At 71.7% G+C, this 19932-nt stretch carries 13 protein-coding genes; 5 read left to right on the forward strand and 8 right to left on the reverse strand.

Annotated features, from left to right (window positions below):
- Positions 1-491: 491 nt before the first annotated feature.
- The gene (locus AC068A_RS30995; protein WP_478589586.1) at positions 492-1898 is read right to left on the reverse strand and encodes an alpha/beta hydrolase; all 1407 of its coding nucleotides are present in this window, start codon (positions 1896-1898) and stop codon (positions 492-494) included.
- A gap of 443 nt (positions 1899-2341) precedes the next feature.
- On the opposite strand from AC068A_RS30995, the gene AC068A_RS31000 reads away from it, so the two are divergent.
- From AC068A_RS31000 to AC068A_RS31010, 3 genes are all read left to right on the forward strand, one after another.
- A complete protein-coding gene (locus tag AC068A_RS31000; protein ID WP_478589587.1) occupies positions 2342-2575 on the forward strand; it encodes a hypothetical protein in 234 nt (77 codons plus the stop codon).
- Positions 2576-2670: 95 nt separating this feature from the next.
- A complete protein-coding gene (locus AC068A_RS31005) occupies positions 2671-2859 on the forward strand; it encodes a hypothetical protein (RefSeq protein WP_478589588.1) in 189 nt (62 codons plus the stop codon).
- Positions 2860-3096: 237 nt separating this feature from the next.
- Positions 3097-3405: a transposase gene (locus AC068A_RS31010; RefSeq protein ID WP_478589589.1), complete on the forward strand. Its 309-nt coding sequence runs from the start codon at positions 3097-3099 to the stop codon at positions 3403-3405.
- A 779-nt stretch (positions 3406-4184) separates the two neighbouring features.
- On the opposite strand, the gene AC068A_RS31015 is transcribed toward AC068A_RS31010, so the two are convergent.
- Together AC068A_RS31015 and AC068A_RS31020 are read right to left on the reverse strand one after the other, a co-directional pair.
- Positions 4185-4469 (reverse strand): hypothetical protein, encoded by a 285-nt coding sequence (locus tag AC068A_RS31015; RefSeq protein WP_478589590.1) that lies wholly within the window; start codon positions 4467-4469, stop codon positions 4185-4187.
- 111 nt (positions 4470-4580) lie between these two features.
- Complete coding sequence (locus AC068A_RS31020; protein ID WP_478589591.1) at positions 4581-5645, reverse strand: polyprenyl synthetase family protein; 1065 nt, start codon at positions 5643-5645, stop codon at positions 4581-4583.
- A gap of 261 nt (positions 5646-5906) precedes the next feature.
- On the opposite strand from AC068A_RS31020, the gene AC068A_RS31025 reads away from it, so the two are divergent.
- A complete protein-coding gene (locus AC068A_RS31025; protein WP_478589592.1) occupies positions 5907-7100 on the forward strand; it encodes a CaiB/BaiF CoA transferase family protein in 1194 nt (397 codons plus the stop codon).
- Positions 7101-7147: 47 nt separating this feature from the next.
- Positions 7148-8278: an acyl-CoA dehydrogenase family protein gene (locus AC068A_RS31030; protein WP_478589598.1), complete on the forward strand. Its 1131-nt coding sequence runs from the start codon at positions 7148-7150 to the stop codon at positions 8276-8278.
- Positions 8279-8446: 168 nt separating this feature from the next.
- Here the strand turns inward: AC068A_RS31030 and AC068A_RS31035 are convergent, their stop codons facing one another.
- Genes AC068A_RS31035 through AC068A_RS31055 form a run of 5 tightly spaced genes read right to left on the reverse strand, consistent with a single transcriptional unit; the run spans position 8447 to position 19930 of the window.
- Positions 8447-9439, reverse strand: coding sequence for a phytanoyl-CoA dioxygenase family protein (locus AC068A_RS31035; protein WP_478589593.1), 993 nt, complete (start codon positions 9437-9439; stop codon positions 8447-8449).
- Between the two features lie 28 nt (positions 9440-9467).
- The gene (locus AC068A_RS31040; protein ID WP_478589594.1) at positions 9468-10754 is read right to left on the reverse strand and encodes a cation:proton antiporter; all 1287 of its coding nucleotides are present in this window, start codon (positions 10752-10754) and stop codon (positions 9468-9470) included.
- Positions 10755-10759: 5 nt separating this feature from the next.
- Positions 10760-10969, reverse strand: coding sequence for an MbtH family protein (locus tag AC068A_RS31045; protein ID WP_365504635.1), 210 nt, complete (start codon positions 10967-10969; stop codon positions 10760-10762).
- A gap of 46 nt (positions 10970-11015) precedes the next feature.
- On the reverse strand, positions 11016-12281 hold the full coding sequence (ccrA, locus tag AC068A_RS31050; RefSeq protein ID WP_478589595.1) for a crotonyl-CoA carboxylase/reductase: 1266 nt from the start codon (positions 12279-12281) through the stop codon (positions 11016-11018).
- Entirely contained in the window at positions 12278-19930 is a 7653-nt protein-coding gene (locus AC068A_RS31055; RefSeq protein ID WP_478589596.1) for an amino acid adenylation domain-containing protein, read from the reverse strand. Before AC068A_RS31055 ends, ccrA begins: the two co-directional genes overlap by 4 nt.
- Positions 19931-19932 lie beyond the last annotated feature (2 nt).

Genomic DNA, 19932 nt, shown 5'->3' on the forward strand with positions numbered 1-19932 from the left:
CGCCGCCACTGCAGTCACCGGCCTGCTCCGCCGCCCGGACGTCGCCTTTCGAGCCACGTGCACAGTGCGGTGGTAGACGGTCTCCGCCCACGGAAGCCGTAAGTCCCAGTGTCTGAGCCGTCCATGACATGTGATGTTGTCGGCTGTTCCGTGGTTCGGGCAGGTATGGCTGTGGGCCGCCGCCCTGGGTGGGGGTGGCGGCCCGTGGCCGTGTGGAGACTGTCCTGCATCCCGTCGGGCACGGCCTTCGCCGGCACGGGGCAGGCACCTCAGCGGATCTGCGGCGCCCGGACTCGGACTCGGGGCGGCCCCGAGGCCCGCCAAGGCCAGGACGCACACCACGGCGACCGTACGGGCACGCGCCCGCGAGCCGGGGCTTGGATGAGGTGGCGCACGACACCCTCCTCGGGTGACCCCCAGGCCGTCCCATACCCACCCCGCCCTCGAACCCGCCGCCCGAACCCGGTCGGACCGGCCCCTCCAGGCCCTCGTCAGCCCTCGTCCGGGCAGGTCCGGTTCCTGGCCGGCAGCTGCCCGTCGAGCAGGAAGTGGTTCACGTAGCCGCGCACGCAGGACGAGGACAGGTAGCCGGTGTGCCCCTCGCCCTTGTAGTCGACGATCACCGCCGACCCGAGCCGCTGGGCGGTCTTCTCGGTCCACTCGTACGGGGTCGCCGGGTCGCCCCGGGTGCCGACCAGCAGCATCGGCGGGGCACCCGGGTGGTCGATCTTCTGGATGAAGTCGGTGCCGGCGGGGCGGCCGTAGCAGGTGAGCGCCAGCCCCAGCAGGTGCGGCCCGAAGACCGCCGACGCCTTGCGGAACTCCTCCTCCAGGCGTGCGACCTCCTTCTGCGCGGCGGCTGGGGAGGCCTGGTCGAGGGACCGGTCCGGGTCGTCCGCACAGTTCACGGCCATGAGGGCGGCCCCTGAGTTGTCCGCGGGGATCTGATCGGGGCCCTGGTCCTTCGGCTCCTCCCCCGCGGGTTCGACGTGGAGGTCGAGGAGCCGGAGCAAGCCCGCCGGGTCACCGTCGCGCTCGGCCGTGGCCAGCGCGTCGGCGAGGTCGGGCCACAGTGCTTTGGAGAAGAGGGCCTGGCCGACGGCGCCCGCGGCGAGCTGCCCCGTCAGTTCCGTACCGTCGTCGCCGACCAGCGGCTTGCGGTCGAGCCGCTCGATGAGAGCAGCCACCTTCTCGCCGGCGGTAGCGGTGTCAGTGCCGTAGACGCAGTCGTCGCGACGGGCGCACCAGGTCAGGAAGTTGCCCAGGGACCGCTGCCGGACCCGGGCCGTGGTCAGGGACCGCTCGGCCAGCGAGTCGGTGAGGTTGTCGACTCCGTCGAGGACCATGCGGCCGGTCCGCTGCGGGAATAGCGCCGCGTACACGGCGCCGAGCCGGGAACCGTAGGAGAAGCCGAGGAAGTTGAGCTTCCGATCCCCGAGGGCCTCGCGCAACACGTCCATGTCGCGGGCGACGTCGACGGTCCCCATGTACGGGAGGACCGGGCCGGAGTCCTTCGCACAGCGCTGGGCCTGGGCGCGGATCTCGCCCAGCACCTCGGCCGCGTCGAATCCACCGGTGGTGACCAGCTCCGCCGAGACCGGGCCCTCGCCTTCGCAGGTGACGGGGTCGCTGTGGCCGACCCCGCGCGGGTCGAAGGCGACGAGGTCGTACCGCTCGCCCAGGACGGCGAAGGACTCGGGGTCGGCGGCCAGGTCCTCGATGCCGGAGGCGCCGGGCCCGCCGTAGTTCAGCAGCAGCGAGCCGAGGCGCTTGCCGGGATCGACGGCCCGGATCCGGGCCAGGTCCACCGTGGCCTTCCCCTTGGCCGGGTCCGCGTGGTCGAGCGGGAGCTCGATGGTCCCGCACTGCATCCCGTCGGGCGCGGCCTTCGCCGGCACGGGGCAGGCACCCCAGCGGATCTGCGGCGCCGGACTCGGACTCGGACTTGGGCTCGGGGCCGCCCCGAGGCCCGCCAAGGCCAGGACGCACACCAAGGCGACCGTACGGGCATGCGCCCGCGAGCCGGGGCTTTGGATGAGGTGGCGCACGACACCCTCCTCGGGTGACCCCCAGGCCCTCCCATACCCACCATAGGCACCCGCCCCCGAACCCGCCGTCCGAACCCGGTCGGACCGGACGTGCACGACGTTCCGGGCCGAACCCGATCCGCCGAACCGGCCGGGCGACACCCGGTGGAGAATGCGGCCGTGGCCGATGAAGAGAAGAAGGCCGCAGAGGCGAGTTCGTTCCTGACGTGTGCGGCGGAGGTGGCGCGGCTGGTCGGCATCGAGGATCCGGCCGGGGTGCCGGACGAAGAGCGCGCTGGCGTCTCGCGCTCGCGGTGCGCAAGCCGCTGCTCGAACACGCGAGCCTGCCCGAGGAGTTCTTCGCGCCGTTGATGTCGGCAGCCGTGTACGACCCGGACCCCAGCTTCTGCCGCTGGTTCGTCGAGCCGGCGGTCTACGCATTCGGCCGCCGCCGTGTGTTGGCAGCGCTGGTCGACTACCTGCGGACCGGCACGAATGCCGAGCGAGTGGGGCCATGCGGGCCTGGTACTCCGCCCACGTGGGTCTGAGTCCGGATCGCTCCCCCGCGTACGGACCCGGTGGAAGGCGGGATCCCTCCCTCGACGAATCACGGGACATGGCGGCCGCCTGGATGGAGGCATCGATGTACGCCTTCGCCCAGGTCACCGATTTGCCGACACGCCACCGCGCGCTGCTCGGTCTGCCGACCGAGCGTGCGGCGTACCCACCGCACCTGCACGAGCTGATCCAGAGCACCATCGCACCCGCGCGGGCCACTTCGGAGAAACTGATCCGCCGGTGGGCCGCCGCCGTGAGTAGCGACAAGGCCTGAGTCCGGCGCTCATGTCCCCAGCGGCGGCGCCGGATGCCATCCGGGGGAAGCCACGCCCGGTCGGGCGTCCGGCTACTCCGCGGCCGTCGGCCGCGTTACCAGGTCATGACTCACCACACCGCTGCCCGCATCGCCGCGGGGGCCGCCCTGACCCACGGTACAGGGGGGCTTGACCCCGGATCTTGGACACTCGAGACACTTGGATCCTGAGTCCAGGAGAACGGATGTCCCGTGGTCATGAAGCACTATCCGCCGGAGTTCAAGGCGGACGCGGTCGCGTTGTACGAGTCGCGGCCGGGAGCGACGATCAGGTCGGTCGCCGCTGATCTGGGGGTGAACCCGGAGACGTTGCGGAACTGGGTCCCGGCGGCCGGGGCGAGCCGACCGACGAGCTGGTCCAGCGAGCGCGAGGCCCGCCTCGACGCGTTCCGCTGGCTGCACCGCCACAACACCCGACGCCGTCACTCCCGCCTCGGACACCGCAGCCCCATCGCTTACGAGACAGCGTCCGAGACAACATCAACTACGCTGGCACCAGCCGCATAACCCGTGCCCAGGATTCGGGGTCAAGGCCCGGGCGGGCATCACCCAGAAAACGGCACCACACGTACGCACGTGCCTGGACTGGACGGAGCGGCGTTTGCATCTGGCGGGCGCGGTCGCCGCGGCCGTATTCCACCATGCGGTTCAGGAGTCCTGGCTCGTGCCGGCCGAAGGCTCCCGTCGTGCGGCTGACGGACCAGGGGCGCGACGCCTTCCGACGGCACCTGGGCCTGACTGACGAGGCACTCACGGCTCGCTGAGCTTGTTCTTCATATCCGACGATTGCCCGTCCGGGCAATCATCTTCGGGGCCTCGTTCGAAGCCGGAGCATAAAGAACAAGCTCAGCTTGTTCTTTATCTTCGGCGGTCTGTGGCTGGGCAGGGCGGGCCCATGAAGGCGTCAAGCCCTTCGATGATCTTGCGAAGTTCGCGGGCTCCGCGAGGCGACATTGCTCGGATCACGCCGTCGAGTAGGGCACGGCCCTCGAGTGGGTTGCCGCAGCAGTACCAGTGCACGTTGCCGAACTCGTCGTCGTACCAGAGCTCGCGCTCCGGGCGATGGACGTAGTCCTTCCACAGGCACAATGCCGCGCTGGTGTCGCCCGGCTGGAGATAGTTCCGCGTACGTTCAAGGCGAACGATCTCGGACAGCGCTCGCGGGGAGAGGCGGTCGATGGCCGGCCTTTGCTGTGACTGCTGCCGGTCCGGGATTCCGGCCCGGATGCGTCCTGGCCGTCTACGCGGCATGGACCTTTCGGTGGGTCGTCATGCCGTACATGGTGTCACGATCTCGAACGGTGTCTCGAACGGGTTCGCTCGCCTGGGGATTCGGCGGACGTGGGGCCCATCAGGGTGGAGGATGCCCCGGGCAGGTCGAGCGCGTACGGATGCGGCAGCAGCCGCCGGTAGGCGGTGGCCTCGGTCCGGGAAGCCCGCTTCCACGACAGCTTCGCCCAGTAGTAGGCCAGCGCTGACATGCCGTGACGGCGGGCGGCGGCCAGGCCCAGCACCACAAGCGTCGCCGGCAGGGTGACCAGAAGAGAAGCCGGGGTATGGAGGGCGATCAAGCCCATCAGCTAGCAGGACCACGGCAGCGACGCTTTCGACGAGGCGGTGCCGGCCGCAGGACACGCCGGTTCGCCCGCGGGCCCGCGCCCCGCGAGGGGAGGCCCGACCGGTCAGCCGGTCCGGTAGGCCGCCTCCGCGGCCATGGTGCGCAGCTCGGCCGCCCACTCGGCGGTGAGGGCCTCGCCGATGGCCCGGCCGGCCGCGTCGACGCGCTCCGCGATGACCGCCTCCACGTGGTCGCGGACGCCGGCGGTGACGAGCAGGCGGTGCAGGACGTCCGGGTCCGGTGCCGTGCCGTCTTCGGCGAACAGCGCCTGCACCGCGGGCACGTCCCGCAGGGCCAGTGACATGAGCAGGGTCATCTTGTGCTGCTTGAAGTCCAGCCGGGCAGGCTTGCCGGTGAGCTCCGCGTCGCCGAACACGTCCAGCAGGTCGTCCCTGAGCTGGAAGGCCTCGCCCACCGCCAGCCCGTACTCCTCGAACGGCGCGAGGAGCCCCTCCCCTCCTGCCAGAGCGGCTCCGAGCGCCAGCGGACGGGAGACGGTGTAGCGGCCGGACTTCAGCAGGGCGATCCAGCGGGCCCGTTCCGGTTCCGCACTGAACCGGGCCGCGCTGCGCAGGTCCAGGAACTGCCCGATCATGAGCTCGGTGCACAGTTCCGCCCAGATGCGGCGGGCGTGCGGGGGGCAGTCGGCGAGCAGGCGCTCCGCGTAGACGAGAGCAAGGTCTCCGGCGAGCACGGCGACCGCCTCGCCGTACCGGCGGCCCTCGCCCCGCCATCCGCGCCGCCCGTGCAATTCCTCGTGCACCACGTGTGCCGTGGGTCTGTTCCTGCGCCGGTCCGAAGCGTCCATCACGTCGTCGTGCAGCAGAGCGAAACTGTGCAGCAGCTCCAGCGCCGCCGCGACGTCGACGACCACCGGGTCGTCAGGGTCGCCGCCGGCCGCGAGGTGGCCGACGATGCAGAAGGCGGGCCGCATCCGCTTCCCCCCGCTGCCGAACATGTCCACGATGCAGTCGAGGAGTTCGGCCGAGGCCGGCTCGACCTCCGCCCACCGCTGCTGTTCGGCAGCGAGGAACTCCGCGATCCGCCGCTCCACCCGGCCGAGGAGCCGGTCGCGCTGCCGGCGTGCAGAGGCGTCGGTCGTGTTGCGCGGTGAGAGTGTCGAGGGCACCTTGGACTCCTTGATGCGGTACACGGCAGGGAGGTACAGGCATTTCTCGCACGCGACCTGCCGCCCCCGAAAGAGGCAGCTTCGGAATACAGGGCAGGTCCAGCCGCGGCCCGGCTCCGCCCTGTAGCGTCCGATCCGGCCGGCCACCGGCAACAGCCCGTACAGGCACTGTCAAGCGGCCCGCGCCGTGCCGCCGGTACCTTGCGCCTCCTGGAAGCCGCCCTCGCAGGGAGGGCGGTGAGTGCGAGGAGGTAGGTGCTGATGCCGGTCGATCCGACGTCAGGTTGGCCAGGCCTGAGCGGGCTGCGCGTCCTGGACCTTTCGCGGCTGCTGCCGGGAGGCTTCGCCACGCTCATGCTGGCGGACCTCGGCGCTGACGTCATCAAAATCGAAAGCCCGAACGGGGGCGACTACGGCCGGAACGTCGACCCCGACGCCTTCGCCGCGCTGAACCGCAACAAGCGGTCCGCGGTGCTGGACCTGCGCGAGGAGAGCGGCCGGGAGGCCCTCCTGCGCCTGGTGGAGCGCAGTGACGCGGTCGTGGAGAGCCACCGTCCGGGGGTCCTCGAGAGCATGGGGCTCGGCTACGGGCAGCTGCGCGCCGCCAATCCCCGGATCGTGCTCTGCTCGATCAGCGGCTACGGCCAGACCGGCCCCTACGCGGGGCGTCCCGGCCACGACCTGAACTTCCTGGCTCTGTCCGGCTTCTTCGGAGTCCCGCACCGCCCGGACGCGGTCGTCGACCGGGTCGGCATACGGGTCGCGGACATGGCGGGTGCCATGTACGCCGCGTTCGCCACCACCGTGGCGGTCACCACGGCGCGAACCTCGGGCGAGGGCCAGCACCTGGACGTGTCGCTGCACGAGGCGGCCGCCGCCTGGTCCGGCGCGCTCACTCCGCCGCTCGGGGAGGACCGGGCCGCAGCCGACAGCCCCCTCGTCACGGGGGACAACGACGTGTTCCTCCTCGCCGACGGGCGCCGGATCTCCCTCGCGACGTTCGAGGACAAGTTCTGGCTCACCTTCCGCAGGGCCCTCGCCTCCGAGTTCCCCGCCCTCGCAGACGGCAGGTACGACCGCCGGGCGGACCGGACGCGCGCCAAGAGGCAGGTGTGGGCGCTGCTCGCGGGGGTCTTCGTGCAGCGCGACCTCGCCTGGTGGTCCGAGGCCCTCTCCGCACTCGACCTGCCGTGGGCACCCGTGTACGAGAGCACCGCCGAGGTCCTCGCGGACGGGCACGTGGCAGCCCGCGGGCTGGTGGGCACCCTGCCCGGCTCGGACGGCGAGCCCCCCAGACAGCAGGTGCGCTTCCCCGTCGTTTTCGGTTCCGGCCTCGACTCGCTGCGCAGCGCCGCACCCGGGCACGGTGAGCACACCGCCGAGGTCCTGGCCGAGCTGGACACCGAACGGACCGGCCGGGCCGCGGCCCTGGGCACGGAAGGAGCGCGGTCGTGACCGGCAGCACTCCCGCGGGCGGGGCCGGTGCGGCGGACGCCCTCTTCCTGGAAAGCACCGAGCAGCGGGCGCTGCGCACGGCCGTCGCCGGGCTCGCCGGACAGCGCGACCGCTCGGCCGGCGGCCGGTGGGCCGAGGAGCTGTGGGCCGAGGCCGGGAAGCTTGGCTACCTGGGGGTCAATCTGCCCGAGGAGTTCGGCGGGGGCGGCGGCGGGATCACCGAGCTGGCCATCGTGCTGGAGGAGCTGAGCGCAGCGGGCTGCCCGCTGCTGATGCTCGCCGTGTCGCCGGCCATCTGCGGCACGATCCTCAGCCGGTTCGGCACCGCCGAGCAGAAGCGGCGGTGGTTCCCCGGACTGGCCGACGGAACGGTCCGGATGGCCTTCGGGATCACGGAGCCCGACGCCGGGTCCAACAGCCACCGCATCACCACCACCGCGCGCCGGGACGGCGGGGACTGGATCCTGACCGGCCGCAAGGTCTTCGTCTCCGGCGTGGACGAGGCCGATGCCACGCTCGTCGTCGCCCGTGCGAGCGGTGGCGCCGACGGCAGGTTGAAGCCCTGCCTGTTCATCGTGCCGCGCGCGGCGCCCGGTTTCGAGTTCCGCGAAGTCGAGATGGAGCTCTCGGCCTTCGAGAGGCAGTTCCAGCTGTTCCTGGACGACGTCCGGCTGCCCGCCGACGCCCTGGTCGGCAATGAGGTCGCGGGACTGCCGCAGTTGTTCGCGGGATTGAACCCGGAGAGGGTCATGATGGCCGCCTTCGCCGTCGGAATGGGCCGGTACGCCCTGGACACAGCGGTGGGGTACGCCCGTACCCGGCAGGTCTGGTCGGTTCCGATCGGCGCCCACCAGGCCATCGCCCATCCGCTGGCCCGGATCCGCATAGAGCTGGACCTGGCGCAGCTGATGATGCGCAAGGCGGCCCATCTGTACGACCGCCGGCTCGAAGAGTCTGCCGCCGAGGCCGCCAACATGGCCAAGTACGCCGCGGCCGAGGCCGCCGCCGGGGCCGTCGACCAGGCGGTGCAGACCCTGGGCGGCAACGGGCTCACCGCCGAGTACGGTCTCGCTTCGCTGCTGGCCCTCTCCCGGGTGGCCCGGATCGCCCCGGTCAGCCGCGAAATGGTCCTCAACTTCGTGGCTCACCACACGCTCGGTCTGCCGAAGTCGTACTGAGCCTCCTGAGCACAGCCGAACGAAGGCGTGTCCGGGGTCCCGGGCACGCCTTCTGCGTGTGCGCCGGCCGCCGGAGGGGGTCTGCACGGGTGCTCAGCGTCCGCACGGCCGGACACCCCGGCCCGGCGTACCGGGTCGGGGTGTGGGGGGCCGGTGGAACCGGGCCGGTCAGAGGTAGGCGTTGGCCGGGTTGAACCTTTCGCCCAGCACCGGGATGCACTGGTGCCGGCTGATGTCGAGGTTCGATCCGTCGTACGTGTCGCCCGTGGCGCGCTGCGGGTAGACCCAGGTGTCGCCCAGGGTGTACCGCGCGTTCACGGCGAGCCGGAGCCGCGCGTCCGGCTTGGAGGCGCGGGAGCGGTGCATGCAGCGCTCGCTGAAGATGATGTACTCGCCAGCGTTCATCGGCATGGTCTGGGTGTCCCCGGGGCCGACCTCGAAGGGCTCGGTGACGACGGCGAGCAGGTTGGCGCAGCGCTCGGTCAGGAGGTCGAAGAGGTCGTCGAGCGAGTGCTGGTCGGGGTCCACGCCGTCGAAGACCCGCCGCGTGTCGATGTCCAGGATCAGGCTGTTGTTCTTGGCGCGGGTGAGCAGTTCCTCCTTGGACCTGATCCGGTTGCGCGGGTCGACGTAGGCACCCGACTCGGTGAGGGTGACCATCCGCTTGGGGTAGGCCGACCTCTGCGAGCCCTTGACGAACTCCATCACCCCGTCGTCGTCGGAGACGTCGGTCAGGGGCAACCAGAGCGTCCAGCCCCACTGGCTCGCCGGGTTCATCGGGAAGAGCGCGGGCCGGTGACCGCCGATCTCCTCACCGTCGAAGTACCCGTACTCCTGGTGCCAGTCGATCGCGCCGTCGCCGGGGAACTTCTCGAACAGCTTGCTGCGCCACAGGATGAGGGAGTCCGCCCCGGTGGCTTCCTGCAGCGACTTGATCAGCTCGGGTGCGGTCAGGAGCTCGCGCACCTTCTCGTTGACGAGATGCCAGTCACGGACCGAGTACCGGTCGTACAGCGGATGGATCGGCTGGTTGTCGAGCACGTCGCGGAAGAACTCCCGCAGCTCTCCGATGGTGTCCTCGGAGGCGAAGCGCGGGAACGGTCCGACGAACCCTTGCGTCTCCAGCGCTTCGCGGGGCGAGGTCGTCTCGGTCATCTTCATGCCTTTCAGCAGAATCGGTTCAGGGGGATCAGTGGACGCGCACGGCGTCCGGGCCGACGACCGCCAGTTCCTTCACCCGCCGCTTGCGCTGCAGCTTTTCGACCAGGCTCAGGCCCGGGCTCGTCATGACGGTGGTGATCACGGCGACGACGACCAGCTGGGCGAACACGGTGCTGGTGAGCAGACCGGTCTCCAGGCCGATGTTGAGGGCGACGAGCTGGATCAGGCCGCGCGTGTTCATCAGCACGCCGACCTGGGCTGCCTGCGCCCAGTCCCGGTCGTGCCACAGCTGGGCGGCCGTGCAGGCTCCGAGCTTGCCGACCACGGACGCGGCCAGGAAGAGCAGCACTCCGGTCACCATGGCGAAGGAGCCCAGGAGCTGGATGTCGGTGCGCAGGCCGGTGTAGACGAAGTAGAAGGGCAGCAGCACCCCGACGGCGAAGGGCCGCACGGCGGCCGTCCACCGGGACAGCGCCTCGCTCTTGGGGAAGGCCAGGCCGAGGGCGAAGGCGCCGATGACCACATGGAGGCCGAGGAACTCCGTCACCGCGCACGCCGCGAACAGCAGGGCGCAGACCAGCACGAGGAAGCTCGTGCCGGTGTCCTGCCGGCCTTCCGACCGGACGAGGTAGTGCTTCAGGCCGGGGCGCACCACGCCGAACAGGACGGCCGCGAAGACCGCGAAGCCCAGGGCGGTGACGAGGGGGCTGACCTCACCGGACGCCGTGAGGGTGAGCATCAGTCCGATGCCCAGCCAGGCCACGACGTCGTCGATGGCTCCCGCACCCAGCGCGATCGTGCCGGTCCGCGAGCCGAGCAGGCCGCGCTCCTCGATGATCCGGGCCAGCATCGGCAGCGCCGTGATGGAGACGACGATGCCGATGTAGAGGGCGCCCGAGGTGCCGCCGACCTCGGGCACCATGTCCGGCCGGCTGCTGAAGAGCCAGGCGGTGGTGCCGACTCCGAGGACGAAGGGCACGGAGATGCCCGCCAGGGAGACGGAGATGCAGCGCCGCAGCAGTCCGCTGCCCTTGGACAGGGAGCTGCTGAACTCCAGCCCTACGAGGAACATGTAGAAGGCAATGCCCATCTGGCCCAGGGCGTAGAGGACCGGACGCGACTGGTCCGGGAACATCCACTTCTGGGCGTCCGGAAGCACCAGCCCGAACAGCGAGGGGCCGAGCGCGATACCGGTGAGCATCTCCGCAACCACGGGTGGCTGGTTCAGCCGGGCCATGGCGGCGGTGAGAAGCCGGCACACGACGAGCATCGTGACCGCGCACAGCAGGAACTTCGTGAGGAGCTCGCCAGACATCCGTCTCAGCCGCCCATTGCTGCGATGAGGCTCTTGGGCCGCATGTCGGTCCAGTTCTGCTCGATGTAGTCGAGGCAGGCCTGGCGGGTGTCGGCCGCCTTGGCCACGTCCCAGCCGTCCGGGACCTCGGCGAAGTCCGGCCACAGGGAGTGCTGGCCTTCGTCGTTGACCAGGACCAGGTAGGTGCCCTCGGGGTTCTCGAACGGGTTGCTCATGTCGTTGCTCCTCGGTTGGGAAGGGAAGAGGGGTGGTGCGCCGGTGTCACGCCGGCAGGCCGGTCAGGCCGGCGGTGGGGGCGTTGACGAGGACGGCCATGTTCCCGGCGGGGTGGCGGTTCTCGTAGACGAGCTGGTGCGCGTGGGCGATGTCCCGGAACGGCAGCGTGATGCTCAGGCAGGGGTCGATTCGGCCCGATCCCACGAGGTCGATGATCGCCTTGGTCTCCTGGACGTTCGCGGCGTGCGACCCCTGGAGCCTCTTCTGGAACATCCACAGGTAGCGCAGGTCGAGGTCGCCGTTGTAGCCGCTGGTCCCCGCGCAGGTCACGACCATTCCGGCGTGGTCGCAGAGATAGACGGAGGTCGGCAGGGTGTCCGCGCCCGGGTGCTCCAGGACGATGCGGGGCGAGCGTCGCTCTCCGAGCGCGTCCCAGAAAGCGCGGCCGAAGGCTCGGGCGCCGTCGAGCCAGGCCCGGTAGGCCTCGGTGTCGTCGGAGTCCGGCAGCCGGCCCCAGTGGGTGAAATCGCTGCGGTTGATGACGCCCTTGGCGCCGAGCTTCAGACAGTACTCCGCTTTGGCCTCGTCGGACACCACCGCGATGGGGATGCCGGCGAAGTGCCTGACGATCTGGATCGCCATCGAGCCCAGGCCGCCCGACCCGCCCCAGATCAGGACCGGGTCGCCGGGGCGGACCACGTGGGGCGCCCATCCGCACAGCTGGCGGTAGGAGGTCGATCCCCCCGCGAGGAAGCATCCCGCCTCCTCCCAGGTCAGATGGGCCGGCTTCAGGTGGCACTGGTATTCGTCGGCGACCGTGAACTGGGCGAAGGAGCCGTGGTTCAGCTCGTACCCCCACGCGCGTTGCGAGCGCGAGGCGGTGGGATCGACACCGAGGCGGATGTCGGGCGCCGACTCGTCCCAGCAGACACCGCCGACGATGACGTGGTCGCCGACCTTGAGCTGGCGGACCCCCTCGCCGACGGCCCAGACCACGCCGGACCCCTCGGAGCCGGCGATGTGGAAGTCGTCGGGATCACCTTGCTTGCGGCGGGCGGCGATGACGTCCGCCGGGGTGCCGAGACCTGCCCACACGCCGTTGTAGTTCACTCCGGAAGCCATCATCATGATCACGACCTGGCCGCGTCCCGCCTCGGGGACCGGTACGGTCTCCAGCTGCATGGCCTGGGACGGCGGTCCGTACCGTTCGGGACGGATGACCGCCGCGTACATGTGGCTGGGGACGTGCCCCAACGGGGGGATCTCCCCGAGTTCGTACAGCTCCTTCACCGTGTTCTCCTCGGTGGTCATGCGCGGGCGGGCCGCGGCCGCAGCGCGGCGTTGAGGGGGGCGGCGATCTGCCGGAGCGCATCGCGCCCCAGCATGTCGCGGTGCTCGCAGGGGACGGCGTGGGCCGTGAGGGTCCCGCCGACGTACGGCTTCCAGTCATCGGCGCTGCCGGGTTGCGCTTCGCCGGTGGCCACGAAGAGGAGCATGTCCCCGTCGAAGGGAGCCGGCTCGTGCGCTCCCTGGAGCACCACGTTGTTCCGATAGGTTTCGACGAGCGTCGCCAGGTGGCGCTCCACGAGCCGGGCCATCGGCAGTTCGCTGCGGCGCAGCAGTCCGGCGGCCGTCTCGACCGTGAGCGGTCCGTCGACTGCCTGCGCCGGGTCCAGTTGCACCGCTTCGAGCAGGGCGTGCAGGACGTCGTGCTCCGCGGGCCGGTCCGCCGGTGCCGGTTCCCCGGCCGGGTAGGAGTCGAGCACGGCGAGCAGTGCGACGTCCTGGCCTTCGGCCCGGAGCAGGCCGGCCACCGTGTGGGCGAGGTGCCCGCCGAAGGACCAGCCGAGCAGGTGGTACGGGCCGTGCGGCTGCACGGCGCGGACGTGCCGCAGGTAGAGCGCTGCCAGCTCGGTGACGGACGAGGCGTGCTCGTCCGGCCTGCTGTACGCCGGGGCCTGCAGGGCGTACAGGGGCCGCCCCTCGGGGAGGTGGTGCAGCAGCTCCGTGTACCGCCAGCCGAGCCCGCCGCCGGCGGGGAAGCAGAACAGCGGTGGCTCGTCCCCACCGGTGCGCAGCGGAAGGACGATCCCCAGCCCGTCGCCGGCGTCCGGGGACGCTGCACGGTCCAGGAGTCCTGCGACGGTGGGCGCTTCGAAGAGCATCGCGATGGTGAGCCGGGGGTCGACGTGCGCCCGCAGCCGGGCCAGCAGCGACGCGGCGCGGAGCGAGTCCCCGCCCAGCTCGAAGAAGTTGTCGTCGATGCCGACTTCGGGCACTCCGAGCGTCTCTGCGAACACCGTGCACGCCCGGGCCTCCCGTTCGGACCGCGGTGCGCGGCCCTCCCCTCCGCCCTGCCCGTGGCCGGGGGCGGGCAGGGCCGCCCGGTCCACCTTTCCGGCGGCCGTCAGCGGGAGGGCGTCCAGCGTGACGAAGGCGGAGGGGACCATGTGCGCTGGCAGGCTCTCCGCCAGTGCGCCGGACAGCCGCTCGGGCTGCGGGGCTTCGGCCCCCGGCTGCGCCGTGAGGTAGGCGACGAGCCTTCGGCTGCCGGGCCGGTCCTCCCGGAGGGTGACCAGTGCCGTGGCGACGCCGGGCAGCGCGGCCAGCGCCGTCTCGATCTCGGCGGGTTCGATCCGGAAGCCCCTCAGCTTGAACTGGGAGTCGCTGCGGCCGAGGAACTCCAGCGTGCCGTCGGACCGCCACCTCGCCAGGTCGCCGGTGCGGTACATCCGGGCTCCGGCGGGTCCGTACGGGTCGGCCACGAACCGCTCGGCCGAGTACGCGGCGTCGCCGTGGTAGCCGCGGACCACGCCGGTGCCGGCGATGTACAGTTCCCCGGTCACGCCGGCCGGAGCCGGCCGGAGCTGTCCGTCGAGGACGTAGAGCCGGGAGCCGCCCCACGGCCGCCCGATCGGCACGGAGTCGGGAACCGCGTCGCCGCTCCGCATCGGGTGCCTGGCCGCGAGCACGGTCGCCTCCGTCGGCCCGTAGCCGTTGATCACCACCGTTCGGGGGCAGGCGTCCAGCACCTTGCGGACCGCGGTCGCGGACACCACGTCACCACCGGTGCGGATCTCGTGGACGCCCACCAGGCAGGCCGGGTTCTCGTCGGCGAGCAGGCGGAAGAGTCCTGCGGACAGCCACAGCCCGGTGATCCGCTCGCGCACGATCAACTCGCCGAGCTCCGCCAGGTCCAGCCGGCCGGGAGGCGCGACGACCACGGTGCCGCCGAGGAGCAGCGGAACCCACCATTCTACGGCTACCGGGTCCCAGACGTGCAGGGAGTGGAACAGCACCCGCTCCGTGGCGGCCCCGCCCCATTCGGCGTCGGCGACGAAGTTCACGACGTTGCGGTGGGTCACCGCGACGCCCTTCGGGATTCCCGTGGAGCCGGAGGTGAACATCATGTAGGCGAGCTGGTCCGGTGCCACGGGCGCGGCGGGGGCCGTCGCGCACTGCGCACCGGCGCCGCGTCCGGTGTCGACGAGGAGCACCCGGGCCGGAAGGTCCGGCAGACTGCGGAGGTGTTCCACCCTGCCCGGTCCGGTGAGCAGCACGGTGGCGCCGCTGCGGCCGGTCATGGACGTCCACCGGGCTGCGGGACTGTCCGGGTCCAGCGGCACGTAGGCCGAGCCGGCCTTGAGCGTGCCGAGCACCGCGGCCAGCAGGTCCAAGGAGCGGTCGAACAGGACCGCGACCCTGCTCTCGGGGACGGCCCCGGCGGCGATCAGGTCGTGGGCCACCTGGTTCGCGAGGGCGTCCAGTTCCGCGTAGGTGACCTCCCGTGTGCCAGTCCGCACGGCCACCGCGTCGGGCTGTCGTTCCACCACGCGGGCGAAGCGCCCGACGAGCGTCGCGTCGTCCAGGTCGTGGTGCTCTGCGCCGGCCCCCCACGCGGTGAGCAGCTGCCGGCGCTCGTCGGACCCGATCAACTCGCCCCGGCCGACGGGCTGGTGGGGATCGTCGGCGAGCACGTGCAGCACCTGCCGGAACCAGCCGAGGAGTCGCTCCGCGAAGGCCGCGTCGATCACGTCGGGGCGATGGTTGAGGCGCAGGCGCAGTCCGTCGCCGGTGAGCGCGGCCACCAGCGTGAGCGGGTAGTGGGCGGCGTCCTTGCCCAGGGAACCCACGGTGCGGGCGCCGTCGGCGTCGTCCGTTCGGGTGACGTCGACCGGGTAGTTCTCGAACACCACGAGGGAGTCGAAGAGCTCTCCCAGACCGGTCAGCTTCTGGATCTCCGACAGGCCGACGTGGTGGTGGCCGGTCATCGCGGCCTGCTCGTCCTGGACACGGCCCACTGCGTGCGTCCAGCTCTCGGCATGGTCGAGCCGGATGCGCACCGGGACGGTGTTGATGAACAACCCGATCATGGACTCGATGCCGGGGATCTCCGGCGGCCGGCCGCTGACGGTCGTGCCGAAGACGACGTCGTCGCGGCCGGTGAGCTTGCCGAGCAGGACCGCCCAGGCCAGCTGGACCATGGTGTTCAGCGTCACGCCGCACTCTGCCGCCCGCTTCCGCAGGGCGCCGTACAGGTCGGCGGGGAGGTCCGCGGTGAGCCACTGCGGCATCACCGGTACGCGGCGCAGCTCGGCGGCGGTGACACGGGTCGGCTCGTCGAGGCCTGCGAGTTCCTTCCGCCACGCCTCCAGGCTCTCCTCCTGTCCCCGGTCCGACAGCCATTCCAGGTAGTAGCGGTACGGCGTCACGGGCGGGAGGGTCGAGTCGTCGCCGGCCAGCCCGTACAGATCCCGCAGCTCCGCCAGGAACAGCGGCATGGACCAGCCGTCGAGCAGGATGTGGTGATGGGTGATCACCACGCGGTGGCGGTCCCCGCCCAGCCGGATCACCATGAACCGCAGCAGCGGTGGCGCCGCGAGGTCGAACCGGCGGGTCCGCTCCTCCTCCAGCAGTTCCTCCAGTTTCGTGTGCACGTCCTCTCCGCGGAAGCCGGTGAGATCCCGCTCCCGCCATTCCGGTTCGCTGTGGCGCGGTACGACCTGCACGGCACGGCCGGACGGCTGGTGCCTGAAGCCGGCCCGGAGGTTGGGGTGGCGGCGCAGCAGCGTACGGGCGGCAGCCCGCAGTGCCTCGCTGTCGAAGGCCCCTTCCACGTCGGCGGACAGCTGGACCGCGTAGACGTCGTCCTCGTCCTGCGCGAACAGGGAGTGGAACAGCAGTCCCTCCTGCAGGGGGGACAGCGGCAGGACGTCCTCGATGCCCGGCCCGCCGGCCTCGATCGCGTCGATCTCCGCCTGGTCCAGGTCCACGAGGGGCACGTCGGACGGGGTGAGTCCGCCGGCGGCGGGCGTGGCGGTGTGCGCCGCCAGGGACCGCAGCGCGGTCAGCCACAGGTCGGCGAGGCCGGCGACGTCCTCCCGGGTGAAGAGCGCCTGCGGCCAGGCGATCGCCGCGCCCAGGCGTACGCCGTCGGGGGTTGTCCGCGTCGCGGCGTTGATCTCCAGGCTGTGGGCGAACGGCGCCTTGGCGTCCCGTGCCGGGACCTCCGCCCGGATGTCCGCGGCGGTGGTCCAGACGGATTCCCCGCCCGCCCCGGCACCGCCGACTCCCAGGTAGTTGAAGCCGATGGCGGGCCGGGGAAGGTCGGCCAGGACGGTGGCCGTACGGGGGTTGAGGTACCGGAGGAGACCGAAGCCGATGCCGTGGTCGGGAGCGGCCCGCAGCTGCTCCTTCACCTGCTTCAGCGCCTGCCCGACGGCGGGACCGCCGGCCCAGGCGTCGGCGGTGTCGACGGCCGGGTCGAGCCGGACCGGGTACATGCTCGTGAACCAGCCGACGGTGCGTGAGAGGTCGGCGCCCGGGACGACGTCCTCCCGTCCGTGACCTTCGACGTCCACGAGCACGGCGGTATCCCGGCCGAGGCCGCGGCGCTGCCGCCATTCGGCGACGGCCAGCGCGAGGGTGGCCAGCAGTGCTTCGTCGATGCCCGCGCGGAAGGCTGCTGGCACGGCCGACAGCAGCTGCGCGGTCTCCTCCTCCGGGAGCTCCAGGGTGAGGGTGGCGGCGGTGTCGTACGTGTCTCGGCCCCGCTGGGGTGCGGCGCCCAGCGGGACCTCACCGGGCGCGAGCCGCAAGGACCACAGGCCGAGCTCCGCGGTGCGCGGTGCACGACGCGCCTCGTCGTACATCTCCTGCGACCAGCGGCGGAACGAGGTGCCCACCGGGGCCAGTCGTGCCGGCTCACCGGCCGCCGCCGCTTCGAAGGCGGCCCGGAGGTCAGGCACGAGTATCTGCCAGGACACCGCGTCCACGGCGAGGTGGTGCACGATCCACAGCAGTCGGCCGGGCGCTTCCGTTCCTGCGTCGAACCACACCAGCTGCGTCATGGTCCCCGCTTCGGGGTCCAGCCGTCCGACGGCGGCGGCTGCCTCTTCCCGCCCGACCCGGTCGAGGTCGGCCGGCGGCACGGAGGTGGTGTCGACCCGGCGCAGCCAGGAGCGGACGTCGGAGGTCCCGGCCGGTGCGATGTCCAGGCGCCAGTCCTCGGTGGACTGGTGGAGCCGGGCCCGCAGCACCTCGTGGCGGTCCGCGACCGCCCGCAGGGCGGTCAGCCACACGTCCTCGCCGGCCGCTGCGGGAACGGCGAGCAGCGTCGACTGGTTGAACCCGGACACCGGTCCGCCGGTCTCCCTTAGCCATTCCGCGATCGGGGTCGGGAAAGCCTGACCACCGGCGTCGGCGGCGGCGTCGGCCGCGTCCCGGGCCCGGTCGTCTTCCTGCTCGTCGGTGGCGAACAGGGCCAGTCGGGCGACCGTCTGGTGCCGGAAAACGTCCCGGGGGGAGATGACCACGCCGGCCCGGCGGGCCCGGCTGACCAGCTGGATGGCGACAATGCTGTCGCCGCCGAGGGCGAAGAACCCGTCGTCGACCCCGACCCGGGGCACGCCCAGGACCTCGGCGAACAGGGCGCACAGCACCTCTTCCCGACGGCCGGCGGGGGGCCGGGGGGCCGAGGGGCGCCGGTCCGGAGCGGGCAGCGCCCCACGGTCCAGCTTCCCGTTGGCGGTGGTGGGCAGAACCGCGAGGGCCACGACGGCGGCAGGGGTCATGTAGTCGGGCAGGACGTCGGCGACGGCGGAACGCAGATGCTCGCCGTCGAGCGGGGCTTCCGTTTCGCCGGTGACGTAGGCGACGAGCTGCCGGTCGCCGGGCCGGTCCTCGCGGACCACGACGGCGGCCTGGGCCACACCCGGGCAGGACAGCAGCGCCGACTCGATCTCCCCCGGCTCGATCCGGTACCCACGGATCTTCACCTGGTCGTCCGCACGCCCCAGGAACTCCAGGTTCCCGTCCGCACGCCACCGCACCACATCGCCCGTCCGGTACATCCGGCCGCCACCGCCCCCGAACGGGTCCGCGACGAACCGCTCACCCGTCAGACCCGGCCGGCCCACGTACCCGCGGGCCAGCTGCGTTCCTGCGACGTACAGTTCGCCGGCGGTTCCGGCGGGAACCGGGCCCAGGCCGTCGTCGAGCACGTAGGCGCGGGTGTTGCGGACGGGGGCGCCGATGGGTACCCGGGTGGCGTCCGGCTCGCTGCGGTACTCCCAGCGCGTCACGTCGACGGCCGTCTCCGTGGGCCCGTAGAGGTTGTGGAGCCGCGCACCGAGGCGGGAGCGGAAGGTCTCGGCCGTCTCGGGCGGCAGTGCCTCGCCGCTGCTGAAGACGGTGCGCAGGCTGTGGCAGTGCGCCGCGCGCTCCTCCGTGAGGAAGGCGCTCAGCATGGACGGCACGAAGTGCGCGGTGGTGATCTGCCGGTCCTGGATGAGGCCGGCGAGGTAGGCGGGGTCCCGGTGGCCGTCGGGCTCGGCCACGACGAGGGTCGCCCCCACCTGCAGGGGCCAGAAGAACTCCCAGACGGACACGTCGAATCCGGCCGGGGTCTTCTGCAGGACCCGGTCCTGCGGTCCCTGCGGGTATGCGTCCTGCATCCAGCGCAGCCGGTTCACGATGGCCTCGTGCGAGGTGACGACCCCCTTGGGTCGGCCGGTGGATCCGGAGGTGTAGATCACGTAGGCGGGATGCTGCGCCAGCAGGGGCCCGGTGCGCTCCGTGTCGGTGAGGTCGGTTTCCGCCTGCGCAGCCAGCTCCCGTCGTACCTCCTCGTCGTCCAGCACGAGCCACGGGACGCCGCTGTCACGTGACAGGGTGTCGGCCTGGCCGCACGCGCCGATCGCGAGCACCGGCCTCGCCTCGCCGAGCACGTGGAGGCTGCGGCTCGCGGGCTGCTGCGGGTCGACGGGCAGGTAGGCTGCGCCGGTCTTCACGACGGCGTACATCGCGATGACGAGGTCCGCGGACCGCGGGAGCGCCAGAGCGACGATCCGCTCGGGACCGGCGCCGCGGGCGGCCAGGAGCCGGGCGAGGCGGTTCGCCTCAGCGTTGACCTCGGCGTACGACAAGACGGTGTCGGCGAACACGACGGCCGGGTGGTCCGGTGTACGGGCCGCCTGCGCCTCGAAGAGGACGGGGAGCGTGTCGGCGGAGCCTTCCGCGCCGGTGTCGTTCCAGGTGGTGAGGATCCGGTGGCGTTCGGCGGGGGTGAGGACGTCCAGACGGGTCAGGGGCCGGTCGGGGTCGGCGACGGCGGCTTCGAGCAGCCGCACGAAGCGGCCGACCAGCGACTCGACCGTGGACCGGTCGAACAGGTCCTCGGAGTACTCGACCACGCCCTCGATACCCGCCGCGCCGCCGTCCGCGGCGAACCGCTCGGCCATGTGGAACGACAGGTCGAACTTGGCCGTGACACCGCCGGGGTCCGTACCGCGCACCCGTAGTCCCTCGAACTCCGCGCTGGGCTGCTCCTGGTTCTGGAGCACCACCATGACTTGGAACAACGGGTTGCGTGCCAGGGAACGGGCCGGGTTGAGGACCTCCACGAGCCGCTCGAACGGCAGGTCCTGGTTCTCGTACGCCGCCAGGTCGGCGGCACGCACCC

Source organism: Streptomyces sp. NPDC043854, assembly GCF_056436005.1.

What these genes read in the sequence shown, in the direction of transcription:
- AC068A_RS31005 (WP_478589588.1), top strand. Translation starts at nt 2,671, where the DNA reads ATGTACGCCTTCGCCCAGGTCACCGATTTGCCGACACGCCACCGCGCG.
- AC068A_RS31035 (WP_478589593.1), bottom strand. Translation starts at nt 9,439, where the DNA reads ATGAAGATGACCGAGACGACCTCGCCCCGCGAAGCGCTGGAGACGCAA.
- AC068A_RS31025 (WP_478589592.1), top strand. Translation starts at nt 5,907, where the DNA reads ATGCCGGTCGATCCGACGTCAGGTTGGCCAGGCCTGAGCGGGCTGCGC.
- AC068A_RS31045 (WP_365504635.1), bottom strand. Translation starts at nt 10,969, where the DNA reads ATGAGCAACCCGTTCGAGAACCCCGAGGGCACCTACCTGGTCCTGGTC.
- AC068A_RS31010 (WP_478589589.1), top strand. Translation starts at nt 3,097, where the DNA reads ATGAAGCACTATCCGCCGGAGTTCAAGGCGGACGCGGTCGCGTTGTAC.
- AC068A_RS31040 (WP_478589594.1), bottom strand. Translation starts at nt 10,754, where the DNA reads ATGTCTGGCGAGCTCCTCACGAAGTTCCTGCTGTGCGCGGTCACGATG.
- ccrA (WP_478589595.1), bottom strand. Translation starts at nt 12,281, where the DNA reads ATGACCACCGAGGAGAACACGGTGAAGGAGCTGTACGAACTCGGGGAG.